A 16,942-nucleotide genomic window follows, 5' to 3' on the forward strand; every position below is an offset into this window, starting at 1 on the left:
TCACTCCTGGACGCGGCGGGGCGGCGTCGGAAAACGGGCATTGCACATGAACAGCCACACCTTACAACAAAAACGACAACCGTTTTCGTTTCCCTGGGGAGCCCCCGCCTCCCCGCCGTCCCCCGGAAGCTCTCCAGAAGCCTCCCCGCTGATCTTGACCTTTTCGGGGTCTCAACCGCTTCTGAGACCCCGAAAAGGTCAAGATCAGCGGGAGGGCGGGCACGGGAGCCAGGCGTTCACCCGCCTCATGAGGAACCGCAAGGCCAGGCCCCCCACAGCGGGGACCGCCGCGAGCACCAGCCAGGGCAGCGCCGCGTGGCCGCCCGGCCCCCCGGCGTCGTCCAGCAGCCGTCCGACCGCCGTGCCCCCCAGCAGCACAGCCACCCCTCCCACCGAGGACAGGAAGCCGAAGTACACGCCCAGGCGCCGCTCCCCCGCCAGCCGGGGCACCAGGTCCTGGGCGGTCGCCACCGCGAGCATCTGCCCGAGCGTGAGGAGCGCGACCATGGCCACCGCGGGTGCGAGCGGCCACCAGCCGGGGTCGGCCAGCACGTCGAACGCCACCACCGCGAACGCGGACGAGAGCAGCGCGAACCCCAGCGGCAGCGCGCGCCCCGACCCCAGCCGGTTGCGCGCCCAGTCGGCCAGCGGAAGCTGGCACAGCACGATGAGCACCGAGGCCATCGCGAACAGCCAGCCCAGCGCCCACTGGCGGTCGCCCGCGCGCCCCAGCTCCACCGGCAGCGCCAGGTAGAGCTGGTGGTAGCTGAACTGGTAGCCGCTGTAGCAGAGCGCGAACAGCCAGAACACCCTGTTCCCCAGCACCTCGCCCCATCCGGCCAGGAGCGGCTCCCCCTCGTGGCGTGGCGGGGCGTACGGCAGCCAGCGGGCGAGCGCCAGCCCGATCAGCACGAAGACCCCCGCGGCGGCCAGGCAGACCGCGGTGAAGTCGACGCGCAGCAGAAGCGCGCCCAGCAGCGGCCCGGCCACCGCGCCGACCTCGCCGCAGACCGCGAACAGCGCGAACAGCTCGGCCCGGCTGATCGTGCCGAGCCGCTCCAGTCCGGTGCCCTGCTCCGCCAGGGCCGCCTCCACCGCGGGGGAGAACAGCGCGGCGGCCAGCCCGGTCAGGACGGCTCCGGCCAGCACCGACCACAGGTCGCCCGCCATCGCCAGCAGCACGAACCCGGCCACCCTCAGCACGCACCCGGACAGCACCACCGGCCTGGTCCCGTAGCGGTCGGCCAGCACCCCGCCGAGCGCGAACAGCCCCTGCTGGCTGAACGCCCGGACCCCCAGGACCAGGCCGACCGCCCACCCCGCCAGCATCAGGTCCCCGGACAGGTGCAGCGCCAGGAAGGGCAGCACCAGGTAGAACCCGACGTTGAACGCGAGTTGGGTGAGCAGCAGCAGCCGGGTGGTCCCGGGGACGTCGCGGACGCGGCCGAGAAGCCACCACCGCCGCAGCAGGGCCGCGGCGGCGGTGGACGTCGAACGGGTGGAGACGGTAGTCACTGGGAGCACACTTCACTGGACGAAAACGGTTTTCACTTCTTCTCGCCCTGTATAGCACCGTCCCGCGCCCGCCCGCGGTGCCAGGCCCCGACGAGCACGTCGACGGCCAGGAAGAACAGCAGGGAGACGCCGAGGACGGGCAGCAGGAAGCCCACGCCCACCGCCACCACGACGGTCGCGGCCTTCACCCACCACGGCAGGCGGCGCCAGGCGCCCCTCGGGAACGGCCTTCCCATCGCGAAGCCGCTGCCCGTGGTCGGGCGGCGCTGCCACCACATCCGGTACCCCCAGAACACCATGGCCACGACCGCCAGGGCCAGAGCGGTCAGGGCGAGCTGGTTGGCCAGGCCGAACAGCAGCCCCATGTGGACGTCGACGCCCCAGCGGCTGAGCTTGGCCATGACCGGGAAGTCCTCGAAGCGGACCACGTCGACGACCTCGCCCGTCGCGGGGTCGACCGTGACCGAGTCCTGCTGGGTCGGCCACTGCTTGCGCGTCTGCGTGACCTTGTACCCCTCGGCGGCGGAGGCCGGGTACACCACCTCCACCGGCCCGTCGAGCCCCTCGGCGCGCGCCGCCTCCAGTACCCGGTCGACACCGACGTCGACACCGGTGGCGCCGGACCCGCCCGAGGGCAGTTCCGTGCTCACCGCGGGGGTCCGCCAGTCCAGGGCCGCGCGGACGGCGGTGACGTTCTCCCCCGCGTAGGTGGACCAGGTCAGGCCGGTGGCCGAGAGCGCGAACAGGCCGAGCAGCGCCCACACTCCCACGGAGCCGTGCCAGGACATCGTCCGGCGCCGTCCGGTCGCACCGGGTTCCGGGGCCAGGACGCGGCGGACGCGCGCCTGGGAGCGCCGCCTGCCGACCCACAGCGCGACGCCGCCCAGGGCCACCACCCACAGCCAGCTGGCGGCCAGTTCGCTGTAGAGGCGCCCGAAGTCGCCGAGGTGCAGGTTCCGGTGCAGCACGTCGATCCAGGAGCGCACCGGCAGGGCGCCGCTGCTCCCGTAGCTGTCCAGGGAGCCGAGCACCTCACCGGTGTAGGGGTCGACGAAGACGCCGAGCATGAAGCTCTCCGGATAGCCGTCGACGTCGAACAGCACCCGGGTGCTGTCCTCGGGGCCGTCGCCGGGGCGGACCGCGCTGAGCACGCCCTCGGGATGCTCGGCCGACGCCGCCGCGACCTGCTCGCCCAGCGGGATCCGCTCGCCCTGGGCGGTGACGCGCAGCTGGTCGGCGTAGACCGCCTGCTCCAGCTGGGGGGTGTAGACGTAGAGCAGCCCCGTCACCGCGGCGACCAGGATGAACGGCGCCACCAGGACCCCGGCGTAGAAGTGCAGGCGTAGGACCAGCGGCCGCAGCAGCGCCCAGGCCGACGCCTTTCCGGGTTCCCGGCCCGACTGTTCGCCGTCAGGCCCGAGGGGAGCATCGGGCTGTTCTCGGACAGCCTGCGGGGCGTTCTCTTCGGGGGGCATGTCTCTCCTGTCAGCGCGCCCGCCGCCACGGCGGGCAGAAATGGTGCCGCACGCCCCCACAACGTCGGCTGACTATGCCCCATAGTTCCCTACGCCTCGTGTGCGACACGCCACTGTTTGCTATCCGCGGAGTTAGGGACTTCCCGGCGCGGGAGTGGTTCGCGTGCCGACCACCCCCACGTCGGAAACCCCATGGGGAACCTCCGGTGCGGGGGTGTTCCGGCGGGTCGGCCGGGTGATCCTCCTGTGCTGGAAAGGGGTTCGACGAGGTTGCGTGACTTCGCGGAGCGACGGCCGCGCGAGCACCACGGGCGGGTGTGCGTGCCGGTCCTCGGCTCCGGGGCGGGCGGGCGGGCGGCTTCCGGCGTGGTGCTCGCGCGGCCGGTGCCACGCACTGTCACGCAACCCCGGACCGCCGCCGGGGGCACAGGAGGATCACCCGGCCACCCCGCCGAACAACCCCGCCCCGGAAAACCCCTGTTACGGATACCGGTACCGGATTCCTGTGGTGCACCTGAAGCGGACCACAATGCCGACGGTGGAGAGGACCCGTCGGCGGCCGGCGGCAGGCTACCGCCTCGCGGACCGCCCCGGCCGCACCCTGCCGCCGGTGATCCGGTGGACGCTCCGGCCCCACCACGAGGTCGGAAGCGCCTCCAGTGAGCCCAGGAGCTGCTCGTAACCGCCCGGGACCGGTTCCGGCCCGGAGGGCCGCGCCCGCCCACCCGGTTCGGACGACCCCACCGGAAGCTCGGACGGCAGTGCCACGGGCACCGCCGCCTCCGGCAGAGGCGTGGGAGAAGCCACCGGAGACTCCGGCAGGGGCACGGAAGACGCCACCGGCTCCGGGAGCACCGGCCGGGGTTCGGACCGCTCCGGCTCGGGTACGGGCTCGGGTTCCGGCTCGGATACGGGCTCCGGCTCGGGAGGAGCCGCCACCGGCTCGGGCGAGCGCACCGCCGCCTCCACCGGCGGAACAGAAGGAGCCACCGGAGGCTCGGAGCGGACCTCGGTCCGGACCACCGCCTCCGCCGTCGGCTCCGGGAGCACCGGCCAGGGGCCGGACCGCTCCGGCTCGGGCTCCGGCTCGGATACGGGCTCCGGCTCGGGAGGAGCCGCCACCGGCTCGGGCGAGCGCACCGCCGCCTCCACCGGCGGAACAGAAGGAGCCACCGGAGGCTCCGGGCGGGACGCGGGAGGCGTCGCCGGGGGCTGGGGCCGCCAGACACGGGACTCCTGCGGGCCCGACGGCCACGCCTGCGACGGCTCCACCGGCGTCGCGGGCCCCGGCGGCGGCTCGGGCCGCCACACATGGGACTCCTGCGGGCCCGACGGCCACGCCTGCGGCGGCTCCACGGGTGCCGCGAGCCCCGCCTGGGGCCCCGTCGACGACGGCCCCTCCAGGAACGCCGCGGCGATGTCGTCCTCGGCGACGGCCGGGACCGCCTCGAACCCCGTGAACCCCGTGAACCCGGTGTCCTCCGGCGTGTAGGAGTCCCCTCCCGGCCAGGCGGCTCCGCCCGGAGGGGCGTAGGGCTGCGGCGGTCCGGGCGGATACGGCTGCCGGGGGCCCGTCGGGTACGGAGGGGTCGGGTACGGGGCGCGCGGCCCCGTCCGCTGGGGACGCGGGGCGGGTTCGGGCCTTCCCCACGGCGCGGGCAGCTCCGCGGGCCGCGGGACGTCCCACGGGTCGGGCGGCGGCTGGTAGGGCCGCCTCGGCCTCGGCCGGGGCTCCGCCTCCCCCGCGGCCGGGTCCGCGCCGTCGCCGCGCCGTGGTTCCGCCCCGGGATCCGGAGCGCCGGACCGCCGGTCCACGGTCTGCCAGTAGTCGCCCGGCGTCCCGTTCGGGTCCTCCCCCGGTGGTGGGCTCGGCATTGTTCTCCTTCTCCTCCCGGGGGTCACACCGAGCGGCGCAGGGCCTCGGCGGCCAGCCCGGTCACGGTGGCGTGGGTGGCCCTGGCGAGCCTCAGCGGGTCGAGCGCCGTGGCGAGGGCCAGGTGCCGGTCGTAGCCGAACCTGACGACGCCCGCGCCGCTGCCGCGGATGATGTCGGCGGCTCCGGCCCGGTCGAAGGCCGGGTCCGCGTCCGGGTCCTGCTCGGCGAAGACGACGACGGTGCGGGCCAGGAGCTGCTCGTCGCCCCTTCCGATCATCGAGTCGAGTGTCCGGCCGACGTCCACGGCCCCGGCCCGGGTCGCCGGGGCGACCAGCACACTGGCGTGCGCGCCCGCCAGCGCGGCACGGGTCAGGTCCTCGGGCGCCTCGGCTCCGCAGTGGATGAGCGTGATCCCGAAGAACCGGGTCAGCGGCACCAGCGTGTCCTGGTACGTCCGGACGCCGAGGTCACCGCCGTTGACTCCGTCCTGGGTCCCCGGGAGCACCCACAGCCGCTCCCCGGCCGGGGACAGGTGCGGTTCGAGCCGCTCGAACGACTCCGGTTCGGCCCCCTCGCCCGCGAGCTCCCCGAGCGACGACCGCGTCCGGACACCGAGCCGGAGGGCCAGCGAGCCCATCCCCGGGTCGATGTCCAGGGCGAGCACCCGGTCCTGCCGGTAGTGCGCGAACACCATGGCGACCAGCGCGGCCACGGTGCCCTGCTCGACCCCGCCGTGCGGGCCGCCCACCACGATCCGGCGGCCGGTGGTGATCGGCTGCTGCAGCGCCTCCCCCAGTTCGACGGCCGCGAAGACGTCGTCCGCCGGCCGGAAGGCGCGCACGACCCCCCGGCCCACCCTGCGCAGCAGGGGATCCCCGTGGGGGGCGGTCGCGGGCGCGCCGCCAGGGGCCCGCGACCGGGTTCCGTCGACCATCCCGTCCCCTCTCTCTCGTCAGGTCAGAAGGTGTCGAGCAGCCGCTGGAAGGTGCCGAACACGCCGATGGCCACCGGGACCAGCGCCACCACCGCCACCGCCTCGATCCGGCTGGCGATCCGCCGGAGCCGGGCGCGGACGTACTCGGGCTGCTCGGTCGCGAGCACCACGACCGGGATGACGAGGCTTCCCAGCAGGACGCCCGCGGCGGCCCAGACCGCCCAGGCCGCCTGACCGGCCCAGGAGAAGGCGAAACTGACCAGGATCACCACCGCCGCCGCGAGCAGCCCCGTCTTCTGCGCCACCAGGGGGAACATGCGGGACCGGCTGGCCACCACGATCGCGAGCAGTACCGAGAGGGCGGCCGTCCAGCCGTTGAAGTCCGAGGCGAGGCCCAGGCCCGCGGCGGCCGCCGCGGCCGCCACCGCGACGGTGGCGACCACCATGCTGCGATGGGCTCCGGCCAGCGCGGACATCACGTCGGCGCGCCCCACCTCCGAACCGGCGCTGCGCCGGTCGTCGAGCACCGTCAGCCCGGAGAGGGTCAGGGCGGTCCGCAGCAGCAGGCTCAGCAGGACCACGCAGACGACGGCCATCACCGCCGCGATGTGCGCGGCGGCCAGGCCCAGGGCCGCGCTCGCCGACCACACCAGGGCCAGGAGCAGGGCGATCCCGCCCCCGGTCAGTCCGCCCCTGCCGAGCGAGGTGAGGCCGAGGGCGACGACCAGCAGGCCCGCGACGACGGCCAGCCCGCCCCACCGGACCCAGTCCGGCCAGCCGTACAGGTCGACGGCGCTCCACAGCGCGAGCCCGCCCAGAGCGCCGCCGGCGATGGCGAGCCCGGTGCCCAGCGGTTCACGCCAGGTCGCCCCGACGACCGTGCCGACGACCAGGAGAAGCCCCGCCGCCGCAGCGACGGCCGCCGCGCCCGCGCCGCCGCCGGTCCCGTCCCAGACGAGGCCGCCGATCGCAAGGCAGAGGGCGGTGACCGCGCCGGTGGCGGTCCACCGCGCCGCGGCCGGGTTCCAGCGCCCCGCCTGGTCGTCGAGCGCGTCGCCGACCGACTCGGGGACCTCGTGGACGACCGGTGCGGGCAGCGGGTCGTCGGCGCGGACCAGGCGCAGCACGGCCCCATCGGGGATGCTCCGGTCGGCGAGCGTGGTGTCGCCGTCGAGGATGACGCCCGCGGCCGTCGTGAGGTGGCGAAGCCGGGCCGGGTTCTCGACCGGGTCGCCGAGCAGCTCCAGGACCTCGGGCATCAGCGCCCCGATCGGCTCCTGGGCGGGAAGGACGGCGTCGACCCTGCGCTGCTCGCCGACGAGCGTCACCCGGCTCCAAGTCGTCATCGAGCTCTTCCAATCACTTCTCTGCTGCCCCGGTCGGCCCCGGAGGAGTCCTCGGCCCTGCGAACTACTCGGGAACGCTCGTCACCGCGACGCGTTCAAGGTATCCGTTGCCCAGCAGCCAGCGGATACTCGGCAGCGGCACCTGCTGGGTGAACCCGCCGGAGTCGACGGCGAAGCGGACCCCGCCGCCCGGGCTCCGCTCCGCGGCGGGGGAGAGCGCGGCGGTCACCTGGAACGGGTAGGTGACGCGGTAGCGGTGGTAGACCTGCGGCCGCGGCTGCCCCTCCTCCGCGGCGGCGGGGGCCTCCCGCGCGAACTCCGGCAGGCCCCGCCGCTCGAACGGGGTCCCGTCGGGGAACAGCAACGAGCCGCTCTCCTGGCCGAACGCGTCCACGATCTGCCCGGTCTCCAGCGTGAGCTTGTAGGAGTCGCCCGCGCCCCCTTCGAGCCGCTCCGTGGCCGCGCCGGCGAGCTCGGCGTTCTGCTCGGCCGCCGCCTGCTCCTCCTCGGCGGTGAGCCGTTCGGGCTCGGTCTCCACCAGCGCCAGCTCCTGGTACAGCCAGCGGGCGGCCTCGTCCTCGGTGACGAACTCCGGTCCCGTCCGCCCCTGCTGGAACTCGATGACGCTGACCGAGTAGTCGACGGAGTAGCCGGTGTCGCTGGTGGTCAGCAGGTAGTAGCTGGCGGCGCCGTCGGCCTCGGGACGGGGCTCGTCGGGCAGGACGTACAGGTCCGGGGGGACCTGGGCGCGGTCGAGCTCCTCGCGCAGCATCTCGAGCGTGACCTGCTCGCCGACCCAGTCGGCGGGCAGCGGGAGCGCGGTGACGTTCGGCGGACCGGCCGCGGCCTGCTCCGCCGCCTCCTGCTGGGTCCTGAGCTGGCTGCTCACGAACGACCAGCCGACGGTTCCCGCGCACGCCACCGCCGCCAGGCACACGCTGGCGACGACCTTGCCGATGCTCTCGTCCAGACGCATGCGGGTGCGCTGCGGCCCGAAGAGCACGGCCTCCCGGAGCCGCTGGCGGCGTACCGCGACCGACTCCAGCAACTGGCTGTCGTAGTCGCGCGCCATCGGGACTCCTTCCGAGGTCCGGCGTCAGCCGGCGTTGGGCTGCGGGGCGCCCGGCATGCTACAGGAGGGGCGCCGGACCGGCGTCCCTCCCGTGGGCCCGGCGGGCCCGTGGCCTCTCCGCGGGCCTCAGATGGCCTGGACCGCGGCGCTCGCCCGGCTCAGCGCCGACTGCGCGGTGCCGTCGTTGGCCTCGAGGGTGTCCCGCACCAGCCGGATGATCTCCCGGACCTCGTTGCCGGCGTTGTGCCACTTGAGTTCCTTGGCGCTGTACTCCTCCGAGACGCCGGTCGCCTCGAAGTCGCCCATCGCGTTGCTGACGTCGACGTCGTGGTCGCCGATCAGGGTCTCCAGCCGGGTCATGACGGCGTGGATGTTGGTCTGCGCCTCCTGCGAGGCGCCGAGGTCGTAGCTGTTGCGTCCGTTGCCACTCATCGGGCTCTCCTTGCGACTTCGGGGCGGCTCAGGCGGTGCGGAACTTGGCGGCGTCGAAGTTGGCCGCGCCCATGTTCCGCTGGGCCTCGTCGGCCATGCTCTGGCTGCCCTCGCTGAAGGCCGTCTGCATGCCGTGCTGGCCCTCGTTGATCGACCCGAGGCCCGCGTTGAGGTCCGCGGTGATCTGCTCGGAGCGGGCCTTGAACGAGTCGAAGGCCGCCTTTCCCGCGCCGTTGAACTTTCCGGCCAGCGGCTCGGCCGCCTGGATCAGCTGGCCGATCAGGTCGCCCAACTCGTCCTTCGACCCCGAAGTGGTGCGGGCCAGGGTGCTCAGGGTCTGGTCGCCGTAGTCCCATCGTGACATCTGTTCACCTGTTCCTGGTGGCCTGCCGTACGGTCGTCCGTTCTCCGAAGTGTGTGACGCCCCCAGAAGACCATTGGTTTCCGAAACTCCGGCCATGATTTTATCAACACGGCGGAACTGACCGGAGTTTCCAAGGGACTGCATAATAAGGGTAAATCCGAATAGCCCGATGCCGGGGCGGAACGCGCGTATGGAGGCGGTGGAATGAAGTTCGAACTGGTGGACCCCGCTGGCTGGGACGCTGCGGAGGCGCCGGACAACGCCGTCGGCCAGGCCTCGGAGGAGGCTCCGGGCGCTGCCGACGACGACGCCGCACCGACCCCGGCGGCCCGGCTGAAGGCGTCGACAGCGCGGTTGAAATCCCAGGTCAGCCAGGACGTCGCCCGGATCGGGCCGAGCGTGGCGCAGCTGATGGAGCGCGTCTCCGCCGAGGACCCGGCACTGGCCGGTTCCGGCCACCGCTCCGGAAACCGGCCGCCCTCCAACTTCCGGGCGGACATGTTCGGGCTCCCCGGCCGATGACACCGGGCGGCACGGCACCTTTTCCCGGCCGCACCTTCGCCGGGCTCATCCGACAGACCACGAGCAAGGGGGACGGCGCACATGTCCGGTTGGGACATCAACGCTCCTGAGGTGGGCGCCATCATGAAGACGGTGGGGAGCCACGTCGGCGGAGAGGACGGGACCGGCGGCCTGGTCGCCCTGCTGACGACGTTCGGGACCCACGTCGAGAGCGCGGGGACCGCCTGCGCCAGCGAGCCGATCGGCATCGCGCTGAGCGAGTTCGTCGAGGAGTACAGCGAGGACCTGACGAGCATGGTCGCCAAGAGCGCGAGCGCCATCACCGGCTGCGTCGACGCGACGACCTTCTACCTGGACGGAAACCTGGAGATGGCCGCCGAGGCGCAGGGAAACGCCGGCGACATCTCCGACCTGGACCTCTAGGGGCCGTCCCGCCCGGACGCGGAGGCACGCGCCGGCGCGAGCGGCCGGATCGGGCCAAACCCCGACGGAACGGGAACCCACTCGCGGCGCGGGCACTCCAACCAACCGGAACGAGCGCCCAGGACGGGGGACGTCCGTCGCGGGTCATGACGACAGAGAGATCGAGCTCTTGGTGGTGTGGCGTTGAGCGACGGTGTGATCGACCCGACGAAGATCCCGATCCCCGCGGCGGACCTGGACGCGGTGGAGACCGCGGGCGGCGACCTGAAGAGCGACGGGGACAAGGTCTCCCAGGCCGGGCAGGACATCAAATCGGCGTGGTCGGGGCTGGAGGGCGTCTACGTCGCGCCCGAGTCCGACATCCTGCTCGCCGCGGTGGACCCGGTCGCCGCCAAGGGCGACGAGTTCGACACCAACATCACCACGGTCGGCGACGCCCTCATCGGCTTCGCCGAGGAGGCCCGCCCCATCCTGGAGCGCCTCAAGAGCCTCAAGGCCGACGCCGAGAACTTCGTCGCCGACATCGAGGGCGACGACGACTGGCGCAAGGACGAGGACAAGACCGAGGAGCACAACCAGCTCAACAACGACGTGCTCGCCGCGCTCACCGACTACATGGAGGCCGAGCGCAACTGCGCCAACAAGATCACCGCGATCTTCGGCGGCACCACCTTCGTCGCGACCGACCCCAACAGCGACTCGACGCTGCTGAGCAGGGGCGAGTCGGCGTACGGCTACACCGAGGCCCCCACGGACGTGCAGACCCCGTGGGCCACCCCGCAGGAGCACGACGCCCCCTGGTGGGAGGACACCTGGAACGGCGGCGTCGACTTCGTCGTGGGGATCGCCGAGGACCTGGGCGGCATGGTCGGCCTGCACGGCGAGAACGGCTGGGGGGTCGGCTCCTGGAGCGAGTGGGGTGACAACCTCGCCGCCAACTACGGCGGCATGCTCGAAGGGTTCGGCGCCCTGGCCGGGTTCTACGGCGAGAACGGCTGGGGGGTCGGCTCCTGGGGCGAGTGGTGGGGCAACTTCTCCACCGGCTGGACCGAGTTCGGGCACGCCATCGTGCCGTGGCGCGAGTGGGGCGACCGGCCCGGCTACGTCATCACCCAGAGCGTGCTGAACATCGGCAGCATGTTCGTGGGCGCGGGCATCGTCAAGGGCATCATCCAGGGCGGACGGCGCGCCGGGGGCAACGACAGCGACGGCGACGGCGGCGACGGGGCCGACTCCGACTCTCCCGACATCGACACCGCCGACCTGCCCGGCCGGGACGCGGACGGCCTGCCCTCCACCCAGGCCCTGCAGGACGCGCTCGACGGCCTGGACGTCGACTCCGGCACGCTCGACGGACTCGACGACGCCCTGGACGACGCGGCGGACCTCGGCTCCCGCAACGAGCGCGAGTACGCCCCCGTGGGCGGCGACGACCCCCCGGTGGACGACGGCACCAGCCCGTCCTCCTCCAACAGCGGCGGGAACGACTCGTACGAGGAGCCCTCGGGGGACACCGGGAACAACGACGACGGCGGCTCGGACAACGATTCCGGCGACGGCGACACCACCCCGTCGGGCGAGAACGACACCCCCGGCGGGCTTCCCCGCGCGGGCGGCAGCGACGGCCCGCCCGTGCGCACCGAGCCCTCGGGCGACAACACGCCGGACGGCGACAACGACGGCAACACCGGAGACTCCGACCCCGGGTCCGACAGCAACGCGGACGGCAACGGCGACACCGACACCGGTTCCGACAGCAACACGGACGGCAACGGCGACACGGGCGACAGCGCCGACACGGACAACGACGCCGCCGACACCGGGAACACCGACACCGGTGACGGCGCCGACAGCAGCGACACCGGTGACGGTCCCGACGCGGACTCCGACTCCAGCGACAGCGACAGCGACAGCGACAGCGACAGCGACAGCGACAGCGACAGCGACAATGATGGTCCCCGCAGCGGGTTCATCGACGACGACGGCCGCCAGGTGGACATCGGCCACATCGACGAGCAGGGCCGCTACATCGACGGCAACGGCGACGCCTACGTCGATCCGCCCACCTCGGCCCGCGCTCTGGAGCAGTACCAGCAGATCCGCGACACCGAGGGCGACACCGAGCGCATCGCCGAGAACACCGGGATCGACCAGGGCGTGCTGGACCGGATCAAGAACCACATCTTCGACTCGGAGCACCCGGTCGCGGTGGGACCGAACGAGATCCGCGTCGGCCGCTTCTCCCCGCTGGACTCCATCAGCGACCTGTGGCTCAAGGCCGAGCGCGGCACGCTCGACGAGTTCGAGGAGATCCGGTTCAACCGGTGGATCAACCACGAGGGCGTCGAGAGCCTCCTCATGGAGAACGGCGTCCCGTACCGGTCGGCGCACCCCGACTACTGGGACGGCGGTTCCGTCGCGCCCTCGGCCGACCACCACGGCGCGCACGACCTGGCCCCCAACGAGGGCGGGCTCGGCCCGTTCCGCCAGTACCCCCGCCTGCTCGGCCGCGACGAGCCCGAATTCGAGATCGCCCCCGACCGGTCCAACCTCGGCGAGCTGGTCGACCTGATCATGCGCGACCTCGACATGAGCCAGTACGACAACGACCCCGGCGTGCCCGGCCGCACGCCTGACGGCGACGGGACCAACCCGCTCCCGACCGCCAACGCCGACACCCCCGGCAACACCAGCAGCCCGTCGGGGGACGGCCCCGGCCGCCCCCGCGCCGGAGGCAGCGACGGCCCGCCCGTCCACACCGGCCCCACGGACGACGGCAGCGGAAACAGCTCCGACAACGGAAACGACGGCGGAGATGACGGTAACGGTGGTGGAGACGACGACGCTCCCGAAGAAGACGGTGAGGTTTCAAACCCTCCTGTCGACTTGGACGGACAACCCGAGGACCAAGGCGAAGGCGGCGAAGAGCCGGAGGGCAACGATGCCCCCTCCGGTTCTGACACTCCTGACAGCGACCCGCTGCCGCTTTCCGAACCTCGCCAAGGACAGACCCTGGAACGGATCGACGAGTCCCGGGTAACGCGTGACGGCGACGGACTCATCCGCGAGATCGACGGAAAACCCGCCGAAGTATACTTGAATGAAATAGTGAACCAACGCGCAGATCACATGCGTGGAATGGTAGAAAGAAATGAAATACGTCCGGCCGACCTAGGAAAGAGACCGGGCGCCGTAAACTCCGTCGTGATCGATCGACGGACGGGCGAGATAGTCGAGGCGTACAATGGGCGCCCCGGTGACACAATCTCACCAGAAAGAGTCCACCCGCTACTCCAGGAGCGGATGGAACAAATGGAGACGGATGGCCCATATGAACAATGGAACCGATTCACGGGAGAGCGGCTCCCGGATACAAGATATCCGCAGAATGACCACCCATTGAGGCACGCAGAGGTCAAGGCGTTGAACGAACTCCTATGGAGGAGGACCGAGAACGGAGAAGACGTCACCCCTGAGATCCTCAACGAGTTCCAGGTGGACACCACGTTCACTCTTTACAAGGAAGGCCCCGTAGCAGCTCCTTGCTGCGCCAACTGCACGCGGATGATTGACGGGGCCGGAACCAACACGGACAGGCTGCGGCACCCTCCGGGGCACCCTCTGAACGAGGGAACGGTAATCAAGGGAGATTTGGATCTGTGAATAGAATAAGCGACGAGGAACTGGAGTCTGACGGAACCGGGATTGCCCTTCATGAAGGGAAACCATTCAGTGGGGAGTCCGTGGATTACGGCCCCAATGGGCAGATCCTCTCCCTGAGTACTTATAAGAACGGGTACGAGGAAGGACCGTGGCTGGAGTGGTACCCGGACGGAACTCCCAAAGTCGAAGGGTTGGTCGCCTACTCCAAAGGCGCTGTCGGCCCATGGAAGAAATGGCATCCCAACGGCCTTATCGCCGAAGAGCGGAACTTCGACGAGGAGGGGGTCCTGGTCTCCGAACGCCGGTGGAGCGACGCCGGCGACCTCGTCGAAGAGAAGACGTACAACGCTCCCCGGGGCTAGAGAATACCCAAGACGGAGACATCGTCATCGACGGCCGGAACACGACATCAACGTCCGACGCCCTCCAAGGGATGGAGAACCGACTCCGGCTGGACCTGGAGAAGGGATGCCCGAAACTAAACCAAGTGGACTAGAGAACCTCCGGCGCGGGGGTGATTCGGGCACCGGTGGTTTTGTTGACGGTCTTGGGCCTTCTGCCCGTTTCGAGGCCGGGAAGGGCAGAAAGCCCAAGACCGTCAACGGAACCCTCACGCGACGGACATCATGGGCGCGGCCCCGGCCCGCACCCGCCGTCGCCGCCCGCCGTGACCCCGCGATCCGCGTGGCGTGAGGCCGAAAGACCCCCCGAAGCACCGGTGCCCGAACCGAACGAAGACGGGACCGGACCGGATGTCACCGATCTTTTCTGAATTCACACGGCGTTCCGATGGCCTAGTCGTCACGGCTTCCGACCGTCTCGGAAACGACGCATGTTTCTCCTCCGTGATGTTCTCGACCTCGTCGGAAAAGAACACTCCTCTTCTCCCCGATGGGAAGGCACGGCCGCCGACGGGAATCACCGGAAGCACACCGGATGTCGCGGTGTTCCTCAGTTTCGAGAAGACGGACCGACGCGGAGCTCGATGGACGATCTGACACCGTGGGCGGGCGGGACGGGTGGGCCCCGCCTACTCCACACCCCCGTCCGAACTCTCCTGCACGACACCGTACGGACAGTTACGTACCGTCCACACGCACGGCGGTGCGCTACCTCCCCGTCACCAAGGACGGCGTGGTGGTCGGCTACCTGTGGGCCTCGACCGAGGAGGAGGCCGCAGGCCTCCTCAAGGCGTCGACCGTCCGAACGCACACCGAGGGCATGCGGGTCTTCGTGTTCTGGGCCGAACGCCTCGACTCCGCCCTCGCTGACGGCCTGACCGCGCTTCAGGCACTGAAGCGCTGGGGCGGCGCCCCCGAGGACCCCATCGGGGGCGCGATCCCGCCCGACGCACGGGAGGAGATCGCGCCGAACCTGGACGAGATGAAGCGGATCTCCTGGAAGTGACAGGCCCACCTCGAAAGGCGCTGTCGGACCATGGAAGAAATGGCATCCCGACGGCCTTCTCGCCGAAGAGCGGAACTTCGACGAGGAGGGGGTCCTGGTCTCCGAACGCCGGTGGAGCGACGCCGGCGGCCTCGTCGAGGAGAAGACGTACAACGCTCCTTCACGAGTCTCCGCCATGATGAGACGACAGGCACCGCCCCGAACGAGAAGAGCGGCCGGGGAACCGGCCCGACCCGATTTCCCAGAGGAGAACAGTAGATGAGCGACCCGGTCGAGGGACTGGTCGACCGACTCCTGGCCGCGGACTGGTCCGGGAGCTACGAGCAGCGCCCCTCCCAGGCGGCGCTGATGCGGGAGTACCTGCGCAGGTCAGCCTGGTGGGCGAAGCGGTTCGACGCGGAGGGCTGGCCCTTCTTCGACATCGCGTCGTGGGTCGACCCGTCGGTGCGGGCCGACCCCGGGCAGGTGCGCCGCCTCCAGGAGGGCCTGCCCGACTGGGTCTACCTCACGGTCCGGCACACCTGCGTCTGGGCGCTGCACTTCCGCGCCCTCCAGGAGTCCGGGGCGGACCTGCCCGACCTGCCCGACCCGTTCGCTCCGCTGCTGCTGATGTTCGAGCGCGGAAGCGGGTTCACCGTGGACGGCACCGGCTTCATCGAGGTCGATTTCCGGAGCATCCGCAAGGGCCGGAGAAACGACCACCTCGTCAAGGAGCCGAAGGCCCCCCTGGACCCGGCCGAACTGGACGCGATGGACCGTCGCTGAACCGGTGGAACGGAAAGGGGACCGCGAATGGGAAACACGTACGCGCCCCTTTCCCTTCTCCGCCACCGCGCGGCAGGGGGCCGCGGAGGGGTCTGGGGACGAGGACCGCCGGTGGTGCGCGTCCGGGCCGTCAGCGGAATCTGCGAGCCCCGCCCTAACGGTCCCGGCGCCTCCTCCGCAGCGCCTTGCCGAACGCCTTGCGGGCCTTCGGGGTGTCCAGCGCGGCCAGGGTGCCGTCGCGCCACCAGAAGACCCCGGCGGCGCAGGGCTCGTCCGCCCGGGCGTGCGTGTCCGCCACCGCGCTCGCGAAGGCCGGCAGCAGGTCGACGGCCTCCTTGGAGGCGATCGGGTGCAGCAGCAGGGTGTCGAGCCTGGGGACTCCGACGAGCGCGCCGTCCGGGCAGGGGCGCGGGAGGAACCGCTCCAGCTCGGTGAGCAGCGCGGACACGTACGGGCTGCCGGGTTTGGTGACGACGCGGACGGAGTGCCGCAGTGTCAGGGGCCACTCGTGCTCGACGACGTCGGCCAGCTCCCGCTCGTGCGTGCGCGCGACGGCGCCGCCGAGGCCGCGCAGCCCGAGGAGCCCGGCCCTGCTCCTGGTCAGCGGCGCCCCGTACTTCGGGTGGTCGATGACGACCAGCGCGTCGAAGTACCGTCCGACCGGCGCGCTCACCAGGTTCTCCGCCACGTCCGGGGGCATCCTGGGGACCAGTTTCACGCGCAGCAGCTCGCGCACGTCGCCGAGGAGCTCGATCTCGGCGACCGCCAGCGCGGCCCGGTCGGCGACCTCGCGCAGCCACTCCTCGGCCAGCCGCGGCCACAGGTGCGGCCGCGCCCCGGCGCAGCGCTCCAGGAGCGGCCAGGTGGAGGCGGCCAGCTCGGTCCAGCCGAACGACACCACGACCCGGGACAACCGCCTGTCGAACGACGCGTCGGGAAGTGTCACGGGCAGCAGGTCCGCGACGAGCGCGTGGACCTCCCCCGCGATTTCCAATGGTCCGGAATTCAGCGGCCGCTCCGATCCGCTCGGTTTTCCACAGCCGTGTGAATAGGGAATCCCACGGCCGGATCGTCTTATATACAGTACGGGTGGACCTGGCAGGGCGGTCACTGGAAAACTGTGTCGTCCGTTTTCGAGAGGAGTGCCG

At 71.5% G+C, this 16,942-nt stretch carries 15 protein-coding genes; 7 read left to right on the top strand and 8 right to left on the bottom strand.

All coding sequences use genetic code 11. The features are described 5' to 3' along the window. Positions 1-204: 204 nt before the first annotated feature. A complete protein-coding gene (locus EV190_RS11980; protein ID WP_208113157.1) occupies positions 205-1,515 on the bottom strand; it encodes an MFS transporter in 1,311 nt (436 codons plus the stop codon). 32 nt (positions 1,516-1,547) lie between these two features. Further along, positions 1,548-2,990: a PepSY-associated TM helix domain-containing protein gene (locus EV190_RS11985; protein WP_133741607.1), complete on the bottom strand. Its 1,443-nt coding sequence runs from the start codon at positions 2,988-2,990 to the stop codon at positions 1,548-1,550. Positions 2,991-3,783: 793 nt separating this feature from the next. On the opposite strand from EV190_RS11985, the gene EV190_RS11990 reads away from it, so the two are divergent. Next, positions 3,784-4,482, top strand: a complete 699-nt coding sequence (locus EV190_RS11990; protein ID WP_133741608.1) for a hypothetical protein — start codon at positions 3,784-3,786, stop codon at positions 4,480-4,482. 406 nt (positions 4,483-4,888) lie between these two features. Here the strand turns inward: EV190_RS11990 and EV190_RS11995 are convergent, their stop codons facing one another. The 5 genes from EV190_RS11995 to EV190_RS12015 form a co-directional block, all read right to left on the bottom strand. Continuing rightward, entirely contained in the window at positions 4,889-5,800 is a 912-nt protein-coding gene (locus EV190_RS11995) for a MinD/ParA family ATP-binding protein (protein WP_133741609.1), read from the bottom strand. Positions 5,801-5,823: 23 nt separating this feature from the next. Further along, positions 5,824-7,146, bottom strand: coding sequence for a type VII secretion integral membrane protein EccD (gene eccD / locus EV190_RS12000; protein ID WP_133741610.1), 1,323 nt, complete (start codon positions 7,144-7,146; stop codon positions 5,824-5,826). A gap of 64 nt (positions 7,147-7,210) precedes the next feature. Next, entirely contained in the window at positions 7,211-8,218 is a 1,008-nt protein-coding gene (locus EV190_RS12005; protein WP_133741611.1) for a TNT domain-containing protein, read from the bottom strand. A 126-nt stretch (positions 8,219-8,344) separates the two neighbouring features. Further along, positions 8,345-8,650, bottom strand: a complete 306-nt coding sequence (locus EV190_RS12010; RefSeq protein WP_133741612.1) for a pore-forming ESAT-6 family protein — start codon at positions 8,648-8,650, stop codon at positions 8,345-8,347. A 28-nt stretch (positions 8,651-8,678) separates the two neighbouring features. Next, positions 8,679-9,014, bottom strand: a complete 336-nt coding sequence (locus EV190_RS12015; RefSeq protein WP_133741613.1) for a hypothetical protein — start codon at positions 9,012-9,014, stop codon at positions 8,679-8,681. Between the two features lie 204 nt (positions 9,015-9,218). Here EV190_RS12015 and EV190_RS12020 point away from each other — a divergent pair, with 204 nt between their 5' ends. From EV190_RS12020 to EV190_RS12045, 6 genes are all read left to right on the top strand, one after another. After that, complete coding sequence (locus tag EV190_RS12020; protein ID WP_133741614.1) at positions 9,219-9,536, top strand: hypothetical protein; 318 nt, start codon at positions 9,219-9,221, stop codon at positions 9,534-9,536. An 81-nt stretch (positions 9,537-9,617) separates the two neighbouring features. After that, positions 9,618-9,959 carry a DUF6507 family protein gene (locus tag EV190_RS12025; RefSeq protein WP_133741615.1) on the top strand — a complete coding sequence of 114 codons (342 nt, stop codon included), beginning with the start codon at positions 9,618-9,620 and terminating at the stop codon, positions 9,957-9,959. A 183-nt stretch (positions 9,960-10,142) separates the two neighbouring features. After that, positions 10,143-13,622 (top strand): YwqJ-related putative deaminase, encoded by a 3,480-nt coding sequence (locus EV190_RS23395; protein WP_166655449.1) that lies wholly within the window; start codon positions 10,143-10,145, stop codon positions 13,620-13,622. After that, positions 13,619-13,984, top strand: coding sequence for a toxin-antitoxin system YwqK family antitoxin (locus EV190_RS12035; protein WP_133741616.1), 366 nt, complete (start codon positions 13,619-13,621; stop codon positions 13,982-13,984). Before EV190_RS23395 ends, EV190_RS12035 begins: the two co-directional genes overlap by 4 nt. A 742-nt stretch (positions 13,985-14,726) precedes the next feature. Then, positions 14,727-15,029: a hypothetical protein gene (locus tag EV190_RS12040; protein ID WP_133741617.1), complete on the top strand. Its 303-nt coding sequence runs from the start codon at positions 14,727-14,729 to the stop codon at positions 15,027-15,029. 258 nt (positions 15,030-15,287) lie between these two features. Next, positions 15,288-15,794 (top strand): hypothetical protein, encoded by a 507-nt coding sequence (locus tag EV190_RS12045; RefSeq protein WP_133741618.1) that lies wholly within the window; start codon positions 15,288-15,290, stop codon positions 15,792-15,794. Positions 15,795-15,948: 154 nt separating this feature from the next. On the opposite strand, the gene EV190_RS12050 is transcribed toward EV190_RS12045, so the two are convergent. Further along, positions 15,949-16,788, bottom strand: coding sequence for a hypothetical protein (locus EV190_RS12050; protein WP_133741619.1), 840 nt, complete (start codon positions 16,786-16,788; stop codon positions 15,949-15,951). Positions 16,789-16,942 lie beyond the last annotated feature (154 nt).

Origin of the sequence: Actinorugispora endophytica (assembly GCF_004363075.1) — a bacterium.
GTDB classification, from domain to species: domain Bacteria; phylum Actinomycetota; class Actinomycetes; order Streptosporangiales; family Streptosporangiaceae; genus Actinorugispora; species Actinorugispora endophytica.

Bases quoted from the DNA above. Each gene is read 5' to 3' on its own strand.
- EV190_RS11985 (WP_133741607.1), bottom strand. From the start codon at position 2,990: ATGCCCCCCGAAGAGAACGCCCCGCAGGCTGTCCGAGAACAGCCCGAT.
- EV190_RS11995 (WP_133741609.1), bottom strand. From the start codon at position 5,800: ATGGTCGACGGAACCCGGTCGCGGGCCCCTGGCGGCGCGCCCGCGACC.
- eccD (WP_133741610.1), bottom strand. From the start codon at position 7,146: ATGACGACTTGGAGCCGGGTGACGCTCGTCGGCGAGCAGCGCAGGGTC.
- EV190_RS12005 (WP_133741611.1), bottom strand. From the start codon at position 8,218: ATGGCGCGCGACTACGACAGCCAGTTGCTGGAGTCGGTCGCGGTACGC.
- EV190_RS12010 (WP_133741612.1), bottom strand. From the start codon at position 8,650: ATGAGTGGCAACGGACGCAACAGCTACGACCTCGGCGCCTCGCAGGAG.
- EV190_RS12015 (WP_133741613.1), bottom strand. From the start codon at position 9,014: ATGTCACGATGGGACTACGGCGACCAGACCCTGAGCACCCTGGCCCGC.
- EV190_RS12020 (WP_133741614.1), top strand. From the start codon at position 9,219: ATGAAGTTCGAACTGGTGGACCCCGCTGGCTGGGACGCTGCGGAGGCG.
- EV190_RS12025 (WP_133741615.1), top strand. From the start codon at position 9,618: ATGTCCGGTTGGGACATCAACGCTCCTGAGGTGGGCGCCATCATGAAG.
- EV190_RS12045 (WP_133741618.1), top strand. From the start codon at position 15,288: ATGAGCGACCCGGTCGAGGGACTGGTCGACCGACTCCTGGCCGCGGAC.